This window comes from Actinobacillus minor NM305 (genome assembly GCF_000175195.1).
Lineage (GTDB): Bacteria > Pseudomonadota > Gammaproteobacteria > Enterobacterales > Pasteurellaceae > Haemophilus_A > Haemophilus_A minor.
In genome coordinates this window covers 1-17,520 of record NZ_ACQL01000007.1, presented here as the reverse complement: position 1 = coordinate 17,520, position 17,520 = coordinate 1, and the positions used below count along the sequence as shown (strand labels likewise).

The following is a 17,520-nucleotide window of genomic DNA, read 5'->3' as shown; positions in this document are numbered from 1 at the left end:
CATTTGATCATATGACAAGATGTGTATCCACCTTAACTTAATGATTTTTACCAAAATCATTAGGGGATTCATCAGAACAATGCATCTGAGAAATGTTTATGCAGAACAAGAGCTTGATGAAAATTCAACTTGTAAGGATTTCTTACAAGTTCAAACTGAAGGTGAAAGAACGGTTTCTCGTAAACGAAAACACTACAACCTTGATGCCATTATTTCTGTGGGCTATCGAATTAGTTCTAAGCGTGCGACACAATTCCGCCAATGGGCAACCCAAACTTTGAAACAATTTTTGGTGCAAGGTTATGTGCTTAACCAAAAACGCTTGCAAGAAAAAGGTGTGGAATTTAGCCAAGCAGTAGCGTTGTTAAGTCAAACGCTCACTAACCAAGCCTTGATTAGTGATGAAGGTAAAGCAGTTATTGGCGTGATGCAGGACTATGCGAGAACTTGGAGCTTATTGCAGGCGTATGATGAGCAAAATCTAGCGGCGATTTCGGTGCAGCAGCCTGAAATGAAATCCTTGGTATTTGAAGATGTTTTAACCGCTATTTCGCAATTAAAACAAGAACTAATTGCCAAAGGCGAGGCGACCGAGCTGTTTGGGCAGTTACGAAGTGATGGTTTGGCATCAGCGATTGCGACCATTGAACAAGGCTTTGGTGGAGAGTGGTTTTATCCAAATATTGCCAGCCGTGCGGCACATTTATTGTATTTTGTGATCAAAAACCACCCGCTTGCAGACGGCAATAAACGCACTGGTTCTTTCCTGTTTTTATGGTATTTACACCAAAATCAAGCCCTGCTTGCCAAACCCGTTAATGAATTGATTAACGATAATACCCTTGTCGCCCTTGCCTTGTTGGTGGCAGAAAGTTTGCCTGAACAAAAAGAGTTAATGATCCGTTTAGTAGAGCATTTTATTTTGTTGAAGGGGTAGTAGTGCATTAGCAAACGCCCCCTACCACGCTTTCCCTTCAAAATTCTCCACCAAAAAATCAATCAATTTTCTCACGGCAAGGGGGAGTTTGTCCCTTGACGGATACATCGCATAAATACTGAATGCTGGTAGTTGCCAGTCGGATAGGACGGCTTGCAGTTTGCCCTGTTGCAGTTCGGTTTCCAGCATATATTTTGGCAACATCGCAATGCCGTTGCTGTCCAGTACGGAGTTGAGCAGGGCTTGGGTGTCGTTGGTGGTGAAACGGCTGTTGAGGTCGAGCAACACTTCCTGTTCCCCTTGCGTACATTTCCACGCTTTGCGGTTGATGTTGTGGTGCGACAAATAGTGATGTTGATACAACTCTTCGGGCTGTGTTGGTGTGCCGAACTTTGCCAAATAATCAGGCGTTGCCACCAGCAATGAATGGCAATCAGCAAGTTTTCGGGCGATAAAATTTGGGTCGGGGGTGTTGGTAATCCGAATGGCAAGATCGATACGCTCGCTGATTAAATCCATCTGCTGATCGTTAAGCAACAGCTGAATATTCAACTTCGGGTGTAACTGCAAAAAGCGATTGACCATTTGCACTAAATGATACGTCCCGAAAGTTTGGCTACTGGTGACACGCAACGCGCCACGCAACTCGCTTTGCTGTACCATCATTTCTTGTTCCATCTCTGCGGTTAAATTGGCAATTCTTTGACAAAAAAGTACCGCTTGTTCGCCTGCGTCTGTTAGGGCGACTTTGCGGGTGGAACGCTGAAACAGTCGGGCATTTAGCCATTCTTCCATTAAAGCGACATAACGGCTAATCATCGGTTTGGAAATCTCTAATTGTTCTGCGGTGGCGGTAAAACTGCCAGTTTCGGCAACGGTCAGAAAGACCTTGATAGCGGTGAGTTTGTCCATAATTGCCCTTTTTATTTCTTAATTAGAAACAATTATATTCTAAAATCGCTATTTTTCTCAGCTTTTATTTCATTAAAATGCACACATCAACAACGATATTCGTCTTATTTATTAAAAAGGAAAATCCAATGACATTCAAAAAAGCAGTATTAGCAACCGCACTTTTAACCATTTCAACAATGGCAGCAGCAGAATTAAAGGTTGATGTTTATCACGCCAACCCAAACAGTTTTAGTGTCACTTCAACATTGGTGACAGGCGAGAAAGAGGCGATTTTAATTGATAGCGGTTTTACGCGTGCCGATGCGTTGCGTATTGCAGCCAAAGTGCTAGACAGCAATAAAACGCTTACAACAATTTTAGTTAGCCAAGCAGATCCCGATTACTATTTTGGTGTAGAAACACTAAAAAGCATTTTCCCTGATGTGAATGTGGTCACAACCCCTGCGGTATTGGCAAAAATCGAAGCAAAATTAGACACGAAATTGAAAACGTGGTCGCAAAAAATGGGGGCGAATGCACCAAGCAAGCCTGTATTACCTAAGGTTTTAGCGAAAAATAGCTTGACTTTAGAAGGTGAAACCTTAGAAATTCGTGGCACAACGGGTGTGTTGGCACATCGTCCTTATGTTTGGATCCCATCAATCAAGACAATTACCGGCAATATCGGGGTGTTTGGCAATATGAATGTATGGACGGCAGACACGGCAACCGCGGAACATCGCCAAGCGTGGTTAGCACAACTTGATGAAATGAAAGCGTTAAAACCAACAAAAGTTATTCCGGGGCATATGGCGGAAGGCACAGCCTTAGACAGTTCTGCGATTGATTTCACAAAAGGCTATTTGACACGCTTTGAACAAGTGTTAGCCAACAGCAAAAGCAGCCAAGATGTGATCGCTGGAATGGAAAAATCTTACCCGAACTTACCGGCAAAATTTAATTTAGAACTTGGGGCAAAAGTGAATAAAGGCGAGATGAAATGGTAAACAAAATGAAAATCTACTACTTATTCGATCCCCTTTGTGGCTGGTGTTATGGTGCGTCAGCGACATTGCAAAAACTCAATGAAATCTATCCGCTTACACTTACGCCAACAGGTTTGTTTTACCAAAGCGGTCGGAAAATGGACGCAGATTTTGCCCGTTATGCGTGGAGTAATGACCAACGGATTGAAAAATTAACAGGGCAACCGTTTAGTCAGGCGTATTTGGAAAACGTGTTGCAAGGCGAAGGCGAGTTTGACTCGGCAAACAGCTTACTGGCTTTGACGGCGGTGCAACAAATTGTCCCCGAAAAAGAGCTTACGGTGTTGGTAGCGTTGCAGAAAGCACGTTATGTGGACGGTTTGGATAATACGGATTTTGCTGTGATTGAACAGGTGTTGCATAAGCTTAATCTTAGTCAAGTTATGCCGTTGCTTAGCGAACAATCAATAAAAGTAGCGTTAGAGCAGCGTCTTCAATTCGGACAACAACTCGCCAACCATTGTGGCGTGCAAGGCGTACCGCAGTTGATTGTGGAAAAAGATGAACGGTTGCATATTGTACCGAGCCAGTTGTTATATGGAGACGTTCAATTGTTAGACAGTTATTTGAAACAGCTGTAAAAGAGTGGTGGGATTTTGAGGAGATTTTATAAATTGCTTTCAAAATTCCACCGCTTGTTTTTAACCTGCCACAAACCCTACTTTCTCCATCACAAAATCCAAAAACGCACGCATGACCGAAGACGGATAACGATGTTTCAAATACAACAAATGCACAGGATAAGTCCGCATCGGGTAATCGTGCAACACTTCTACCAAGCCATATTCATCAATCAAGCGATTGGCAATATTTTCAGATAGATAACCAACCCCACGCCCTTGTTGAATGAAATAAGCGATAGCATACACATCGTTGGACGCAAACACATAAGGCAAATGAAGCGTCTTGTTTTCTAATTGGATAGACAAATGTTTCTGCTGTGCTTTGGCAAAGCCCACACAAGGAAAACGCGCCAAATCATCGGGTGTCGTCGGTGTGCCATATTGTGCCAATAAATGCGGATGTGCCACGCATTTGGCTTTTGCCGTCAGCACCAAACGCGCCACCGCATTATCCGTATGCAAATCCCCTGCCCGAAACGCAAAATCAATATTATCTTCCACCAAATCCAATACTCGGTCGGTTACTTGGCAATGAATGCTCACTTTGGGATATTTCGTGCCAAATTCATCGAGCCACGCCCAAACTTCTTCCAATCCTGTAAAGGTGGAAATACGTAATGTTCCGCTAATTTCTTGATGTTCAGAGAATGCTTTTTCTACTTGCAATAAATTATCAATGTTTTGATACACTTGTTCATAAAGTTTTTGCCCTGCCATTGTCGGCTTAACGCCTGATTTTTTGCGGTCAAATAGTTGAATATTTAGTGATTTTTCCAATTCTGTAATTTGACGGCTAATGGTGGCAATCGGCACATTCAGTCGTTCGGACGCTTTGGAGAGACTTCCGTCTTGGACGACAGAGACGAATAGGGATAAGGCGTTTAGGTTCATTGTTAGTTATCCTTGTTCATCATCATCTCATAATGAGAGATATGCCCTTGTGTTTCAAAAATTCTTTTAAAAATATCCAAATATTTCTCAATAGTTTCATCATCTGTCGCAACAAATACATCATCATTTGAAAAATGAGAACCATCATTAATCCAAGAACATAATGAATTACAGATGACCTGCTCTCTGCCAGTAAATCCCTCACTTAACTTCTCCAAATCAATTCCACCTAAAATTTTGAAATAATTTTCTAAAATTTTTCTCAAAATATTTTGAATGGTTGATGAACAGTATTGTTTTTCCCTAAGGCTTTTCCACAATAATTCGTATGAAGTATTTATTGGATTTTTATCATATCTAAAAACTGATGATGAGCCATTAGTTTTTCTTACAATATGATAACTTGGTTTTTGCGGGTATTCCGTATGATTAAATTTTTTACCAAAAGTAATCTCTTTATAGAAATAAATATTATGAGTCAGAATGATGATTTGTTTAATAATGGATGTTTGATTGTCCATTTCCACATACAGTTTACGAATAAGATTACTGACAATAAACAAAACCTCATTATCTAAACTAGAAATAGGGTCATCAATCACGATTATGCAATTTTGATTAATACCACTTTCGGTATGACTACCTTTAATAAGATGATAGAAATATAAGAAGGTGATAAATGTCCTTTCCCCTTCACTAAGCGTATCAGACGCAATTTCTCCGTTTTCTCTAATAATTTTGTAATTTTTATCATCTTGCGCAGTGGATAGTAAAAAATTGCTAAAACCAAATGACTTTAATAGTATATTTATAGCATCTACTGTTGGTCTAATGCTAGTAATTTGCTTTTCTAAATCTCCCAATTGCTTAGTTTTGGTTAATTTTTCTTGTTGTTTTGCATTTAATTGGTTAGATAAACTTTCTATTGCCTTTTTAATCCCTTCTGTTTGAGAAAAGTATTGTTGGATATTAGATTTCATTTCTTGGATAATAAAATCCCAAACTAAATTATTTAAATTTTTCTTTTCTTGTGCAATATTATTGACAATAGCATTATGCTCATCAATTTTTTGATTGGCATTTTCAATGGTGTTGTTAATATCTTGAATAATATTAGTCGTATTTTCAAGTACAATAACTATACTTGGCTGAGATTTTTTCTTTTCTAATTCAGTAATATTTTTATCAAAAATAGAAAATAACTCACTACGTTTTCTTTCTAGTGATTGATTATCCAAAAAGATTGAATTTAGAGAAGTAATCAAATTTCTAATTTGTTGAGATGAATTGATGTAATCTTTAATCACATTATCTAAAATGCAAATATCTTGTTCAAAAGTTTTATCAAAATATCTTTCTAGTTGCTCAGAGAGATTATTATTTATTTGTTGTTGGCAGAATGGACATTGGTTTTTAGATTTTTCAAGATAATGCTGTCCCTTTTTCACCCAATCACTATTATTTAATTCATGAATTAAATTGGCTATAGCAACATCTTGGCTGCCAATAATTTTTTTAGTTAAAATTGAACTTTGCTCATATTGAGATAAGTCAATATTTATTAAATCTAATTTGGCTAATGTTTGATGATTAGAGCTATATATAGATTGATATTTTTTCCTCAATTCATCTAACTCAATAGAGATGTTGTTCTGACGATTTTCAAATTCAGATAAAATTCTTTCTTTAAATTTTGCCTTACTGTTTCTTAATCCTGTTAGAATTTCTTGAAAGTCAGAATCGTACTTGATTTCCGTTTGCCAAAATAATTCAGTAAACTTATCTTCTTCACTTTTTAATTCATTATTCTTTTGTATATGTGTATTGTTTTTTTGAGTAATATCTTTATCAATCTTATCAAGATCCTTTTTTAATACATTAATTTGATTTTCTATTTCAACTTGATTTTCACCTAATGTAAATACTCCTTTTATATTTTGAGATTGAGTGAAATTATCTCGCACAAAATCACTATTATAAACAATGGTTTTTACTGGTATTGAATTTTGCCAATTTATTTGACAGCCTGCGTAGGCTGAATGATTGGCTATAATTCTGCTAATGGTTGTTTTGCCACTACCATTAGATCCATATATAAAACTAGATTTTGATAAAGTCAAAGCAGTTTCAGTTGTGTAACTTGCCACATTGGATATTTTTATACTTTCAATCATTGTATTTCCTAAATATAAGGTTGCAATTTCCTAATAATTTTATCATATTCCATATTTGAAAACCAACTTCCCAAAATTCGCTATTCCTTTATCAAATTCAATAACCTAAAATGCACTCATTCCATTTTTTTAATCAGAGAAAATATTATGCAAAACAATCGTATTTCCCAAATTTTAAATATCAAATATCCCATCGTCCAAGCCCCAATGTCGTGGCTGACTGATGCACATTTAGTGGCGAGTGTTGCCAACGCTGGTGGATTGGGCTTTTTAGCCCCACACGCTGGGCAAACCACCAATCCCACTTCAAATCAAGACGTATTAGACCGTATGCGTGCCGAAATTCGCAAAGTCAAAGCCTTGACGGATAAGCCTTTTGGCGTGCCATTTGTGTTGTCTTATGATTTTTCGCTCATTCCGCTGATGGTAGATTTGCTGATTGAAGAGCAAGTGCTTGTGGTGTTGGATAATGGTTGGTTGGACGAAGCGATTTACGCCAAACTCAAACAGGCAGGCATTAAAATCATTTGCCGTTTGGGCAATCCAAATTTGCCAGATGCTTTAAAAGCGCAACAATTAGGCGCGGATATTTTGGTATTGACGGGGTTTGATGAAGGCGGAACGTTGCCAATGAAAGAAATTGGCAGTTTTAATGTATTGGCGGAATTTGTGGGCAAGGTGAATTTGCCGATGATGCTTGCTGGTGGTATTGCCGATAAAAAAGCGGTTCAGACAGCGTTTATGCTTGGTGCAGAAGGCGTGTGGGTGGGGACGGCATTTATCGCTACGCACGAGTGTCGAGCCAGTCAAAAAGTGAAAGATTGGATTGTTCAATCAACTGCCAATGATTTGTTATTGTTCCGCACCGAACCGTATTATTACCGCTCTTTGCCAACCGAAGTCGCCAAAAAATGCTTTGAAATGAGCGAAAACGGTGCAACTCGTGCCGATATTGCCAAGGTGATGAATGCTGGGACAGGTATGCGGTTGGGTATGCTGGAAGGGGATTTTGAGCACGGCTATGTGTCGGTAGGCAATGGTATTTCTGCGATTGACCGTGTGAAAAGTGTGCAGGAATTAGTTGATGAATTGATGGGATAAGGAAAATGCCGTTTGAAAATATTTCAGACGGCATTTTTGATTTTCAGGCAGCCTGAAAATCTACCGATACCGCTCGCCCCATTCACATAAAGCGTCCAAAATGGGTATCAAAGATAAGCCTTTGTCCGACAGTTTATATTCTACTTTTGGGGGAATTTGTGGGTATTCAGTGCGGATAACTAAACCGTCATTTTCCAGCTCTCTGAGTGATTGGCTCAACGTTTTGACCGAAATTTTGCCAATTTTGCGTTGCAATTCATTAAACCGCATATTAGGTGGATTGCGATGTAACCAAAATAAAATGACCATTTTATATTTTCCACCAACGAGTGATAAAGCATAGCCAAATCCCGTTTCGTCAAGGGATTGAATATTCTGATAATTGGGCGCATTAAGCATTTTACACTTTCCTTTGGGTTAGTATGTTACGACAAGTATCGTACTATTTTTATAAAAATACATCATTATAATATGCACACTTTCTTTTTAAAATCGTAAATTGGAGTGTTTTTATGAAAATTCAAATTTGGTCAGATTATGCTTGCCCTTACTGCTATATTGGCAAACGTCATTTAGAACAAGCCCTTGAACAGTTTGCTCATACAGATAAAGTGCAGATTGAGTTCAAAGCCTTTGAGCTTTACCCACACGCAGGAAAAACGGCGGTCAATACCACCCAACAACGTATTGAGCAAAAATACGCCAAAAGCCCACAAGGTGCATTAGAAATGATTGACCACATTGAAAAAATGGGCGAGCGAGCAGGTTTGACAATGAATTATGCAGACGTGAAAAATACCAACACTTTTGATGCTCATCGCCTGTATCAATGGGCGGACAGCTTGGGCAAAGGTAATCAAATGAATGAACGCCTAATGCGTGCTTATTTTACCGATAATATGGAGTTGGCAAATTGGGACAATTTGGCAAAATTGGCGAGTGATGTTGGTTTAAATGGCGATGATGCCAAAGCAATGCTTGCCAGCGATGACTTTATTCAAGCGGTCAAAAATGATGAAAATGAAGCCCAAATGATTGGCGTACAAGGCGTACCATTTTTTGTATTTGACGGCAAAATGACGACTTCTGGAGCGATGCCTGTGGGACGGTTGGTAGCCATTTTAAACCAAGTTTATCAAGACAATCCTAATGATATTTCAGAAGGTGCAAGCTGTGGTATTGATGGTTGTGAATAATTTATTTCTTTCAGCTTAACAGTAAACAGATTGGTTTAGTCAATATTTTTTAATTATGTTGTCTTTCAAAGGCAGCAAGAAGGTTTTACAAATGAAAAATATATTGATACGACAACATCGTGGCGAATTTTTACTGCTATTGGCAACCATTTCGGCGGCTTTGGGCTGGCTATTTTCAAAAAATGCCATTGCTGAACTGCCACCTGTTGCCTTTGTAAGTTTGCGTTTTTCAATTGCCACTTTACTGTTTTTGCCCTTTGCCATTTCCCAATTAAAGGCATTGAACCAAACCCAGTGGAAACACGCAATATGGGTGGGATTATCCTTTTGTTTGTACCTGTTTTTTTGGGTGCTTGGCGTAAAATACACCAATGAGCTTGGCAAAGGCGCTTTTTTATTAAGCCTTGCAATGCTTGCTGCTCCGCTCATTGCGTGGTTGATTTATAAAGAGCGTCCTATTCGTCGCTTTTGGTTGGCTCTGCCTGTTGCCATCATCGGTATGTATTTGCTTGCTTATGGCAAAGCCCAGTCAGGATTTGCGTTAGACAGTTTATTCTTTTTATTAACCGCTCTTTGGGCGGCAATCCAATTTGTATTAAACAGTCGCTATGCTCAATCCATTCCTGTTTTGGCATTAACGACTATTCAACTGGCAATGGTAGGTATCAGTAGCGGTATTTATTCATTCTTTTTTGAAGACTTTCCAAGTGTAGTGTCTTCAATAACTTGGCTGTGGCTTGCGTTAAGCATTAGCATCGGTACAAATATTCGCTTTTTACTTCAAACTTGGGGACAAAAAGAGAGCGACCTTGGCAATGGAGCGTTAATTATGATTTTAGAGCCTGTCTGGACATTATTATTAAGTGTAGCCTTTATGGCAGAACATTTGTCTATGCTTAAAATTAGCGGAATGGGGCTAATTTTGACGGCTCTCATTATTTATCGCTTAAAAATCTCAAAATAAGGAGACACAATGGCAATTGCAAATTTTGTACCGTCTGCCAAACCTATTTTATTAGGTAATTCAAGTGCGAATAAGTGCTTAATTTTGATACATGGATTAACACTTTCAGGCAGGCAATTTATGCCGATTGGCGAATTTTTATTGGCAAATTTGGGGGCAGATTGGCAAATCATTTTGCCCACCGCACCCACACAACAGGTAACTTGGACGGGCGGACAAATAACAACGGCTTGGTTTGATTTACCACACGGTAGATTTGACAATCATCAAGATGAAGCAGGGCTAAACCAAGCCAATGCCTATATTCAAAGCTTAATTGATGAACAAATACAACGTGGTATCAAACATAAAAATATTGTGATTGGTGGATTTTCACAAGGTGGCGCATTGGCGTTATTATCTGCATTGACTTGCTCAAATACGCTTGGTGGTGCGGTGTGTTTATCGGGCTATTTGCCGATGGCGGATAAGTTGGGCGATTTGTTACAAAAAACCGATAAATTGAATATCTTTATCGCGCATGGCGTAGATGATAAGCCGATTGATATTTCGCTTGCTCAAAATGCGGTGGATATTTTGCAAAATAATGGTTTTGAAGTAGATTTCAAAACTTATCCAATGGGACATACCATTTATGAAAATGAATTAAATGATGTGGTAATGTGGTTAAGTCGGTATTGATACCAACACCGTTTATCGTGATGATAATCGGTGTTTTCATTTTCAGCCAGCCTGAAAACCCCAACTTCTTCCCCCGTCCCATTTTTCCACAAAAAAATAAATAACCCTTAGCACTAAACAAGCAATGCTTGCATTTCTTCAATCAAAGCAGGTCTTGTTTTATATTTTTCTCTTACCCTGTCTGTCATTAATGTGACTTCGCACATTAAATCAGGGAATTTTTTCAGCAGATTATTTACTTCTTTCACCCAGTAGGCGTAGTATTTTCTGGCGGTTAATTTTGCTATTTTATTTTCTAAAATAAGAAGGGTAGATTTAGCCACCTGCCGTTGTTTTTCAGCAGAAAGATAATGAATAAAGCCCATCTGTAATTTATTATCTTGGCTTTGCAATAATAAATTTTCCAATAAATCTAATTGTTGTGTTAATGCTAAAAAATGCGCCTGTTTAGTTTCATTCTGAATTAAAACATCTTGTTTTAACGCATATTTAATTTCATTCTGCCACTGTTCAGTACTGAATTGTTTTTGCCATAATTTAAAATAATCACTTTGAATATGACTATAACCACTAAATAGAGCTAATTCTTTTGCATATTCTGCAATTTTTTGCTGATCTTCTCTCTTTTCGCTCAATGTTAATAATTGGGCAATCCAAACCAAGCGTTGCGTGTCGCTAGATGCGTTTTTCACGCCATCCAACAATAATTTTTCAGCAAGCTTATCTTGCCCAGCTTGGAAATAGCGTTCTACCGCAAACTGGCGGAGCTGATCAATATGGGTATTTTTTAATAAAAATTTGACCGCTTGTTGCTCATCAATATAGCAAAGCACTTCGTATTGACGAATTAACCACGCCGATTTCCCATACTCATCTTCTTTTTCCAAATGTTCAAGCACCCAAGTTAAGGCTGTTTTAGCTCTACCACTGTTGCACATTGCCGCCAACCACAATTTAGGCATTGTGGTGACATCTAAGGCAATCCAGTGTTTTTCATCATTCAGAATTTTGAACCACGCTTTTTCTATTTTGGTTTTGAGCGATAGATTTTGTGTCTGTTGATATAATTCCCCCTGTTTAATCACACATTCATCCATCAACTCACTCAAAAGCCCATCATCGTCAGATTTCAAAATCAGTGTATTCATTCGAGTATAAAAAGTGTGCAGTAGTTTAAACTCCATCTCTTCGGAATCGCACATCGGCTCATCGCCTAAAAAGCCCGAAAAAGTTTCATAGGCTTCTTTCACTTGCCAATAGTCGCAACCCTTGCCATAACGGTTAAAATGATCCCGCAACTCGCTCAGCAAGCGTTCATCCTCACTTTCTTTAATTTCCAGCGGATAACTTGGCTCAACTTGATAATTGAGAGCCTGTAATGCGGCAAAATAAAGTGCAGCAAGATGTTTACAACGTCCGCCGTAAGGGCAATTACATTCATAACTGGCAATGCCGAAATTTTTGCTTAAGGTCAGGCTGGCGTAATAAGGATAAGTCCCAATAATTTCAGCATACCAGCGCTTTTCTTTATGGTTTTCTAATTGTCGAACTTTACCTTGTTGAAAATAAACAAGACCACGTTCAGCAATTTTGGTGCCGAAAAACTGAGCAGCTTTTGGGAAGTTTTGCATAGTATTTTCCTAAAATGTGAAGATGAGCAAAAAGATTATAGCCTACAAGCGGTTGAATTTTAGGATTTTTTAACAAGGAAAAAACAATGAAAAATCAAAATTCCTTTTATTTATCCACCCCATTCTCTTTCAATCCATCCGTCATTAAATCAACGATTTCGTCATTGTTGAAATCTATCCCATTTGTTAGTATCAAACACTCCTGTCCGATACTAACAAACACTTTGCCTTTCTCTCTATTTTTAGCATAAAATAGTTTCCATTAGTATCAAACGCTTTTGTTTGTTAGTATCGAACAATTTGCTCAGGAGTTATTTTATGCTGTTAAAATCAGAAATTACCCAAGCCATTATAAGCCAACAACAGCAATTATTATCGCAACAGACCTACCCACGCAAAATGCTGGAGAAAATCAAAATGTTGCCTAATTTTGCCTTGGTGGTGTCGGGTATTCGCCGTAGTGGGAAAAGCACACTACTCACACAACTTATTGAGAAACAAACAGAAAATAGTTATCTCTTTCTTAACTTTGACACACCGCAGCTTTTCAATTTTGAGTTTAGCGATTTTGCCTTACTCGATGAAATCATTGCCGAAAATCCACAGATTAAAACGCTCTATTTTGATGAAATCCAAGTGATTGACGGCTGGGAAGTGTATGTGCGTGGCAAACTCGATCAGGGCTATCAAGTGGTGGTAACAGGATCAAATGCCTCTTTGTTAAGCCGTGAACTCGGCACAAAACTGACAGGGCGGCACATCAGCAAAGAGCTTTTCCCTTTCTCTTTTGTGGAATTTTGTGAATTTCTCGGCAAGGCAAAAAATGGCGATGCAGTATCGGATTATTTGGTTCTCGGCGGTTTTCCTCAATATCTGCAATTCAATGAAGACGAGATTTTAAACGCTTTGATTAACGATATTTTATACCGTGATATTATCGTCCGTTTTGGTATTCGTGACGAACGTGCGATGAAACGCCTGTTGCTTTTCTTGGCAGGCAATGTGGGCAACTTAATTACCGCAAACAAACTCAAACAAAGCCTTGAAGTAAAAAGTACTTCCACCGTGCAGGAATATCTTTCGCATTTGGAGCAAGCCTATGTGGTTCATTTGTTGCCCAAATTTGCCTATTCCTACAAAATTCAGCTTGCTAATCCACGCAAAGCCTATTTTATCGACAACGGTTTACAGCGTGTGATTAGCCCGTCTTTTAGCCAAGATCTCGGCAGAAAGCTGGAAAATTCCGTATTTTGGGAACTCAGACGACAATTTTCAGAGTTGTATTACTACAATGAAAACAACAAAGAATGTGATTTTGTGGTCTGCCAAAACAGCACACCGACACAACTTATTCAAGTCTGCTGGCAACTCAGTGCAGAAAATATCGCTCGTGAACGTGATGGTTTGATTGATGCAATGAATTTCTTTAAATTGGAGCAAGGTTTGATTATTACCTTCGATCAGGAAGATAAAATGATTGTGGACGGAAAAACGATTGAGATTGTACCGTTTTGGAAGGTGTTTGGGCATTAAGACAGAGCAGTACAAATCTGAAAAGAGAAAATAGCCGTATTTACAATAAATAATTTTAAAAATATAAAAACAAGACAATTTATGGTTACGCACACAGTCATTATCAGCGACCGATCAAAAGATAATATTACGGTTTATACCAAAGAACCTGCATTTTTAGTGATTGCTGATCGCACGGATTTAAAAGCATTAAAATATTTGGAAGAGGCAAATAAAGCCGGAATTTATATTTTATTAGGCGAAAATCAGCGTTATGTTGGGCAAGCAAGTAATAAAATTTATGAACGCTTAGCCGCTCATCATCTTGATGAAAATAAATCTTGGTGGAACCAAATTATTTTCTTTGGGCGAGAAGATGGGCATTTAGATAAATCGCAAACGGATTATCTTGAAAAGAAATTGATTGAAGAATTTAAAAAAACAGAACTTCAATTAGACAATAATACCGTGGGCAATCGTTCTTATATTGAGAAAACAAGTAAAATTAAAGCCGATAACATTTGGAATTTAGCTCAAGAAATTATGGACGAAGTGGCACATATCAATATTTTTGAAATCACTGTTACCGATGAAGAAAATAGCACGGGACAGTATTTTATTGAGCTAGAAGGTCATAAAATTTCAGGGAAAAGTTATCGAGATAATCAAAAACAATTCTTTTTGTTTTTATTAAAAAATAGCCGTTATCGGGAATTAGTGGAAGAGTTTTGTTTAAATGGAAAACCAAGCGGTAACCACTGTATTGGTAATGAGCCTAGCTTCCGCCCGAATGGAATGAAATATACCACCGAATTAACCAAAAATATTTATCTTTATCATAATCTATCAATGAAAGATCTTCGCAAATCCATTCAAAATTTTGCCGATGCAGTCGGTTTGAAAATCATCTTTCACTGGGATTAAAACATAATGCCGTCTAAAATCAACTTTCAGACGGCATTTTTATTTTGTGAGCTTGCTTCCAAAGTACCAATAAAGCCTTTATCCAGTATTGATACTGGTTGTTGTTTATGATTGAATAACTGAAAAATTACACAGTGGAACTTAAAGATGAACAATATCAGTACGCAGAATTATCAAAGCCTGATTACCGACATCGGTACGTTGCTTAACCGTGGGCGTGAGCAGGTTGCTCAAACTGCTAATACCATTTTGGTGCAGACTTATTGGCTGATTGGTCGGCATATTGTGGAATTTGAACAGAATGGGCAAGATAAGGCGGAGTATGGTTCGGATTTGTTGAACCGCCTTTCTAAGGATTTAACCAAAATTCACGGTAAAGGGTTTAGCCGTACGAATATCGCTTTATTCCGACAGTTTTATCTCAAATTTCAAATTGTTCAGACAGTGTCTGAACAATTCGCAATACCTGTGTTTACACTAAGTTGGAGCCACTATGTTGAGATTATCAAAGAAGATAATCCGCTGGCGATTGGCTTTTACACCAAACAGACAGAAAAAGAAAATTGGAGCGTGCGAGAGCTAAAACGGCAGATGAAATCGATGCTGTTTCACCGCTTGGCGTTAAGTAAAGACAAAGAGGGCGTGTTGGCATTGGCGGAACGTGGGCAGGAAATTGCACGTCCGCAAGATATTTTGCGAGACCCTGTGGTGTTGGAATTTCTCAACATTCCGCAAGCCCATCAAATGCAGGAAAATGAGCTGGAAGAGCAGCTGATTTCCAATCTGCAACATTTTCTACTGGAACTCGGCAAAGGCTTTGCCTTTATCGGACGGCAATACCGCATTTCGCTTGGCGGTAAACATTTTTATGTAGATTTGGTGTTTTACCACCGCATTTTGAAATGCTTTGTGTTGATTGATTTAAAGCGTGGCGAAGTCAATCATCAAGACATTGGGCAGATGAATATGTATCTCAATTATTTTCGCAAAGAAGAAAACGTGGACGGCGACAACGAGCCGATTGGCATTGTGTTGGGTGCATATAAAGATAAGCTGTTGGTGGAATATGCATTGGATAACATCGACAACCAGCTTTTTGTCAGCAAATATCAGCTTTATTTGCCGAATAGGGAAGAACTGGAAAGAGAGTTGGAGCGATATTTGGACTAAAATAATTCCGTCTGACAAACTTTCAGATGGCATTTCGCTAAATTCCCCCCAAAAAACACCGCTTGCTACACCCTCAGCCACGCCACCAATTCCTTCAACAGCGGCGAATTTGCCGTGCGGTTGGGAAAATAGAGATGATAGCCCTGATAATCGCATTCCCAGTCTGGCAACAGCCGCACCAGTTTACCTGCTTTGACAAACGGCTCGATTTCGTTTGTCATTTCCCACGAAATGCCCACGCCGTCTAGGGCTGCCTGCAAGGCGGTGGGAGGATTGTTCACAATAAAATTGCCCTGAACTGCACGCTTAAAGCGTTCGCCTGTGGTCGGGTGTTGAAATTCCCAATCCAGCAAACCGCCGTGGGTAGGTAGCCGCAAGCGGATACAGTTGTGATTGACCAAATCATCGGGCGTTTCGGGCGTGCCGTGCTTTGCCAGATAATCAGGGCTTGCCACATAACTTTGTGTAAAATCGTCCGACACTCGCACCGCAATCATACCCAGATCAACGTGCGCCCCTTCACGAATGCCTGCGTCAAACCGCTCGGCGACAATATCCACAAACCGCATTTCAACCGCCAATTCCAGCGTGATTTCAGGGTAATGCTTTGAAAACGCTTGAAATTTATTCCACAACACGCTGGCAATGGCGTTTACCGTGCCGTTAATCCGCAACGTGCCACGCTTTTGGTTTTGGCTGTCCAAAATCTGAGATAAACGGTTGTCGATGTCATCAAACAGCGGTGCAATCTGTTGAAACAGTTGTTCGCCCGCATCGGTGGTTGCCACGCTTCGAGTGGTGCGGTTAAACAGCTTCATACCCAAACGGCTTTCCAACTGCCCGATGGTATAGCTAACCGCCGCCCGAGAAATGCCAAGCTGAGCGGCGACTTTGGTAAAACTGTTGGTTTGTGCAACCAGTAAAAAGGTACGGAGATCGTTGAGATTTTCTTGCATAGCAGTTGATTGTCAAAAATTTTTGAACAGCTTATTCAAAATTAGCTATCTAGTCAAACTAAAAATATCCGTTAAAATGACCGCACTTTTAATCAAAACAAGGACAAACAAAATGACTAAACCCACTTACACCACAGATTACAAAGCGATTGAACACATTTTATTAAACGAATACAGCGAAGGCGGCAAGCAGGCGAAAAGTGAGATTATGAAACCTGCATTTCACGATGTGGCAACGATGTACAGCGTGAATGAAAACGGCGAATTACAAGGCGGTGCAGTGGCAGAAAGCCTGTTCCCTGGCATTGACGAACATTTCACACCGTCTGAAAATCCGATTGTGGCGATTGCCTATATTGATATTTCAGGCACAGCTGCTTCAGCCCGAGTGGATACCGACAATTTAAGCGGTTACGGTTTTACGGATTACTTCAACTTACTGAAAGTCAATGGAAAATGGACAATCGTCAGCAAAATTTTCCACGGTCATTATTAATTAAAGTGCGGTTGAAATTAGCAAAATTTTGTTGATTTCGACCACTTGCACAGGAGCAAGCAATGAACATCTTAATCGTAAACGCACATCAACCCTATGAATTTTCCCCTGGCAAACTGACCTCCGCTTTAATTGAAAAAGCGACCGCACTTTTGCAAAACAAAGGGCATTCGGTCAAGCATTCCAACGTGTTGGCATACGATATTGAAGACGAATTTGCCAAATATCAATGGGCGGACGCGGTGATTTTCCAATTCCCCGTGCATTGGATGAGCGTGCCGTGGCAAGCGAAAAAATACATTGATGAAGTGTTTATCGCAGGCG

At 39.2% G+C, this 17,520-nt stretch carries 17 protein-coding genes and 1 pseudogene; 12 read left to right on the top strand and 6 right to left on the bottom strand.

Going from position 1 to position 17,520, the window contains the following annotated elements; all coding sequences use genetic code 11:
• Positions 1-76 precede the first annotated feature (76 nt).
• Positions 77-937: pseudogene (locus AM305_RS00380) on the top strand (type II toxin-antitoxin system death-on-curing family toxin); the annotation flags it as partial.
• A 21-nt stretch (positions 938-958) separates the two neighbouring features.
• On the opposite strand, the gene AM305_RS00375 reads toward AM305_RS00380, so the two are convergent.
• Positions 959-1,849 carry a LysR family transcriptional regulator gene (locus tag AM305_RS00375; protein ID WP_005821925.1) on the bottom strand — a complete coding sequence of 297 codons (891 nt, stop codon included), beginning with the start codon at positions 1,847-1,849 and terminating at the stop codon, positions 959-961.
• A gap of 128 nt (positions 1,850-1,977) precedes the next feature.
• On the opposite strand from AM305_RS00375, the gene AM305_RS00370 reads away from it, so the two are divergent.
• Together AM305_RS00370 and AM305_RS00365 are read left to right on the top strand one after the other, a co-directional pair.
• On the top strand, positions 1,978-2,838 hold the full coding sequence (locus AM305_RS00370; RefSeq protein WP_005821924.1) for an MBL fold metallo-hydrolase: 861 nt from the start codon (positions 1,978-1,980) through the stop codon (positions 2,836-2,838).
• Positions 2,839-2,843: 5 nt separating this feature from the next.
• On the top strand, positions 2,844-3,458 hold the full coding sequence (locus tag AM305_RS00365) for a DsbA family protein (protein ID WP_035293477.1): 615 nt from the start codon (positions 2,844-2,846) through the stop codon (positions 3,456-3,458).
• Positions 3,459-3,518: 60 nt separating this feature from the next.
• On the opposite strand, the gene AM305_RS00360 is transcribed toward AM305_RS00365, so the two are convergent.
• Together AM305_RS00360 and AM305_RS00355 are read right to left on the bottom strand one after the other, a co-directional pair.
• On the bottom strand, positions 3,519-4,391 hold the full coding sequence (locus AM305_RS00360; protein WP_005821920.1) for a LysR family transcriptional regulator: 873 nt from the start codon (positions 4,389-4,391) through the stop codon (positions 3,519-3,521).
• Between the two features lie 2 nt (positions 4,392-4,393).
• The gene (locus AM305_RS00355; protein WP_005821918.1) at positions 4,394-6,565 is read right to left on the bottom strand and encodes an AAA family ATPase; all 2,172 of its coding nucleotides are present in this window, start codon (positions 6,563-6,565) and stop codon (positions 4,394-4,396) included.
• Between the two features lie 147 nt (positions 6,566-6,712).
• Between AM305_RS00355 and AM305_RS00350 the strand changes: the two genes are divergently transcribed.
• On the top strand, positions 6,713-7,666 hold the full coding sequence (locus AM305_RS00350) for an NAD(P)H-dependent flavin oxidoreductase (RefSeq protein ID WP_005821916.1): 954 nt from the start codon (positions 6,713-6,715) through the stop codon (positions 7,664-7,666).
• 60 nt (positions 7,667-7,726) lie between these two features.
• Here AM305_RS00350 and AM305_RS00345 read toward each other — a convergent pair whose 3' ends face one another.
• Complete coding sequence (locus tag AM305_RS00345) at positions 7,727-8,065, bottom strand: winged helix-turn-helix transcriptional regulator (protein ID WP_005821914.1); 339 nt, start codon at positions 8,063-8,065, stop codon at positions 7,727-7,729.
• 113 nt (positions 8,066-8,178) lie between these two features.
• On the opposite strand from AM305_RS00345, the gene AM305_RS00340 reads away from it, so the two are divergent.
• The 3 genes from AM305_RS00340 (at position 8,179) to AM305_RS00330 (ending at position 10,507) form a co-directional block, all read left to right on the top strand.
• Positions 8,179-8,862 (top strand): DsbA family oxidoreductase, encoded by a 684-nt coding sequence (locus AM305_RS00340; protein ID WP_005821912.1) that lies wholly within the window; start codon positions 8,179-8,181, stop codon positions 8,860-8,862.
• Between the two features lie 91 nt (positions 8,863-8,953).
• Positions 8,954-9,826, top strand: a complete 873-nt coding sequence (locus AM305_RS00335; protein ID WP_005821910.1) for a DMT family transporter — start codon at positions 8,954-8,956, stop codon at positions 9,824-9,826.
• 9 nt (positions 9,827-9,835) lie between these two features.
• Positions 9,836-10,507, top strand: a complete 672-nt coding sequence (locus AM305_RS00330) for an alpha/beta hydrolase (RefSeq protein ID WP_005821909.1) — start codon at positions 9,836-9,838, stop codon at positions 10,505-10,507.
• Between the two features lie 113 nt (positions 10,508-10,620).
• Here AM305_RS00330 and AM305_RS00325 read toward each other — a convergent pair whose 3' ends face one another.
• Positions 10,621-12,138 (bottom strand): SWIM zinc finger family protein, encoded by a 1,518-nt coding sequence (locus AM305_RS00325; RefSeq protein WP_005821907.1) that lies wholly within the window; start codon positions 12,136-12,138, stop codon positions 10,621-10,623.
• 318 nt (positions 12,139-12,456) lie between these two features.
• On the opposite strand from AM305_RS00325, the gene AM305_RS00320 reads away from it, so the two are divergent.
• The 3 genes from AM305_RS00320 to AM305_RS00310 all read left to right on the top strand — a co-directional run bounded on the left by AM305_RS00320 (position 12,457) and on the right by AM305_RS00310 (position 15,744).
• Complete coding sequence (locus tag AM305_RS00320) at positions 12,457-13,671, top strand: ATP-binding protein (RefSeq protein WP_005821905.1); 1,215 nt, start codon at positions 12,457-12,459, stop codon at positions 13,669-13,671.
• A gap of 81 nt (positions 13,672-13,752) precedes the next feature.
• On the top strand, positions 13,753-14,574 hold the full coding sequence (locus AM305_RS00315; RefSeq protein ID WP_005821904.1) for a GIY-YIG nuclease family protein: 822 nt from the start codon (positions 13,753-13,755) through the stop codon (positions 14,572-14,574).
• Between the two features lie 147 nt (positions 14,575-14,721).
• Positions 14,722-15,744, top strand: coding sequence for a PDDEXK nuclease domain-containing protein (locus AM305_RS00310; RefSeq protein ID WP_005821902.1), 1,023 nt, complete (start codon positions 14,722-14,724; stop codon positions 15,742-15,744).
• 65 nt (positions 15,745-15,809) lie between these two features.
• On the opposite strand, the gene AM305_RS00305 is transcribed toward AM305_RS00310, so the two are convergent.
• Positions 15,810-16,700, bottom strand: a complete 891-nt coding sequence (locus tag AM305_RS00305) for a LysR family transcriptional regulator (RefSeq protein ID WP_005821900.1) — start codon at positions 16,698-16,700, stop codon at positions 15,810-15,812.
• Between the two features lie 112 nt (positions 16,701-16,812).
• Between AM305_RS00305 and AM305_RS00300 the strand changes: the two genes are divergently transcribed.
• Together AM305_RS00300 and AM305_RS00295 are read left to right on the top strand one after the other, a co-directional pair.
• Positions 16,813-17,196, top strand: coding sequence for a nuclear transport factor 2 family protein (locus AM305_RS00300; protein WP_005821899.1), 384 nt, complete (start codon positions 16,813-16,815; stop codon positions 17,194-17,196).
• Between the two features lie 62 nt (positions 17,197-17,258).
• Positions 17,259-17,520, top strand: a 262-nt coding sequence (locus AM305_RS00295) for an NAD(P)H-dependent oxidoreductase (RefSeq protein WP_005821896.1), incomplete at its 3' end; no start/stop codon positions are given.

Coding starts and splice junctions, on each gene's coding strand:
- AM305_RS00320 (WP_005821905.1), top strand. CDS start 12,457: ATGCTGTTAAAATCAGAAATTACCCAAGCCATTATAAGCCAACAACAG.
- AM305_RS00305 (WP_005821900.1), bottom strand. CDS start 16,700: ATGCAAGAAAATCTCAACGATCTCCGTACCTTTTTACTGGTTGCACAA.
- AM305_RS00300 (WP_005821899.1), top strand. CDS start 16,813: ATGACTAAACCCACTTACACCACAGATTACAAAGCGATTGAACACATT.
- AM305_RS00345 (WP_005821914.1), bottom strand. CDS start 8,065: ATGCTTAATGCGCCCAATTATCAGAATATTCAATCCCTTGACGAAACG.
- AM305_RS00360 (WP_005821920.1), bottom strand. CDS start 4,391: ATGAACCTAAACGCCTTATCCCTATTCGTCTCTGTCGTCCAAGACGGA.
- AM305_RS00370 (WP_005821924.1), top strand. CDS start 1,978: ATGACATTCAAAAAAGCAGTATTAGCAACCGCACTTTTAACCATTTCA.
- AM305_RS00330 (WP_005821909.1), top strand. CDS start 9,836: ATGGCAATTGCAAATTTTGTACCGTCTGCCAAACCTATTTTATTAGGT.
- AM305_RS00315 (WP_005821904.1), top strand. CDS start 13,753: ATGGTTACGCACACAGTCATTATCAGCGACCGATCAAAAGATAATATT.
- AM305_RS00355 (WP_005821918.1), bottom strand. CDS start 6,565: ATGATTGAAAGTATAAAAATATCCAATGTGGCAAGTTACACAACTGAA.
- AM305_RS00310 (WP_005821902.1), top strand. CDS start 14,722: ATGAACAATATCAGTACGCAGAATTATCAAAGCCTGATTACCGACATC.
- AM305_RS00325 (WP_005821907.1), bottom strand. CDS start 12,138: ATGCAAAACTTCCCAAAAGCTGCTCAGTTTTTCGGCACCAAAATTGCT.
- AM305_RS00375 (WP_005821925.1), bottom strand. CDS start 1,849: ATGGACAAACTCACCGCTATCAAGGTCTTTCTGACCGTTGCCGAAACT.
- AM305_RS00365 (WP_035293477.1), top strand. CDS start 2,844: ATGAAAATCTACTACTTATTCGATCCCCTTTGTGGCTGGTGTTATGGT.
- AM305_RS00340 (WP_005821912.1), top strand. CDS start 8,179: ATGAAAATTCAAATTTGGTCAGATTATGCTTGCCCTTACTGCTATATT.
- AM305_RS00335 (WP_005821910.1), top strand. CDS start 8,954: ATGAAAAATATATTGATACGACAACATCGTGGCGAATTTTTACTGCTA.
- AM305_RS00350 (WP_005821916.1), top strand. CDS start 6,713: ATGCAAAACAATCGTATTTCCCAAATTTTAAATATCAAATATCCCATC.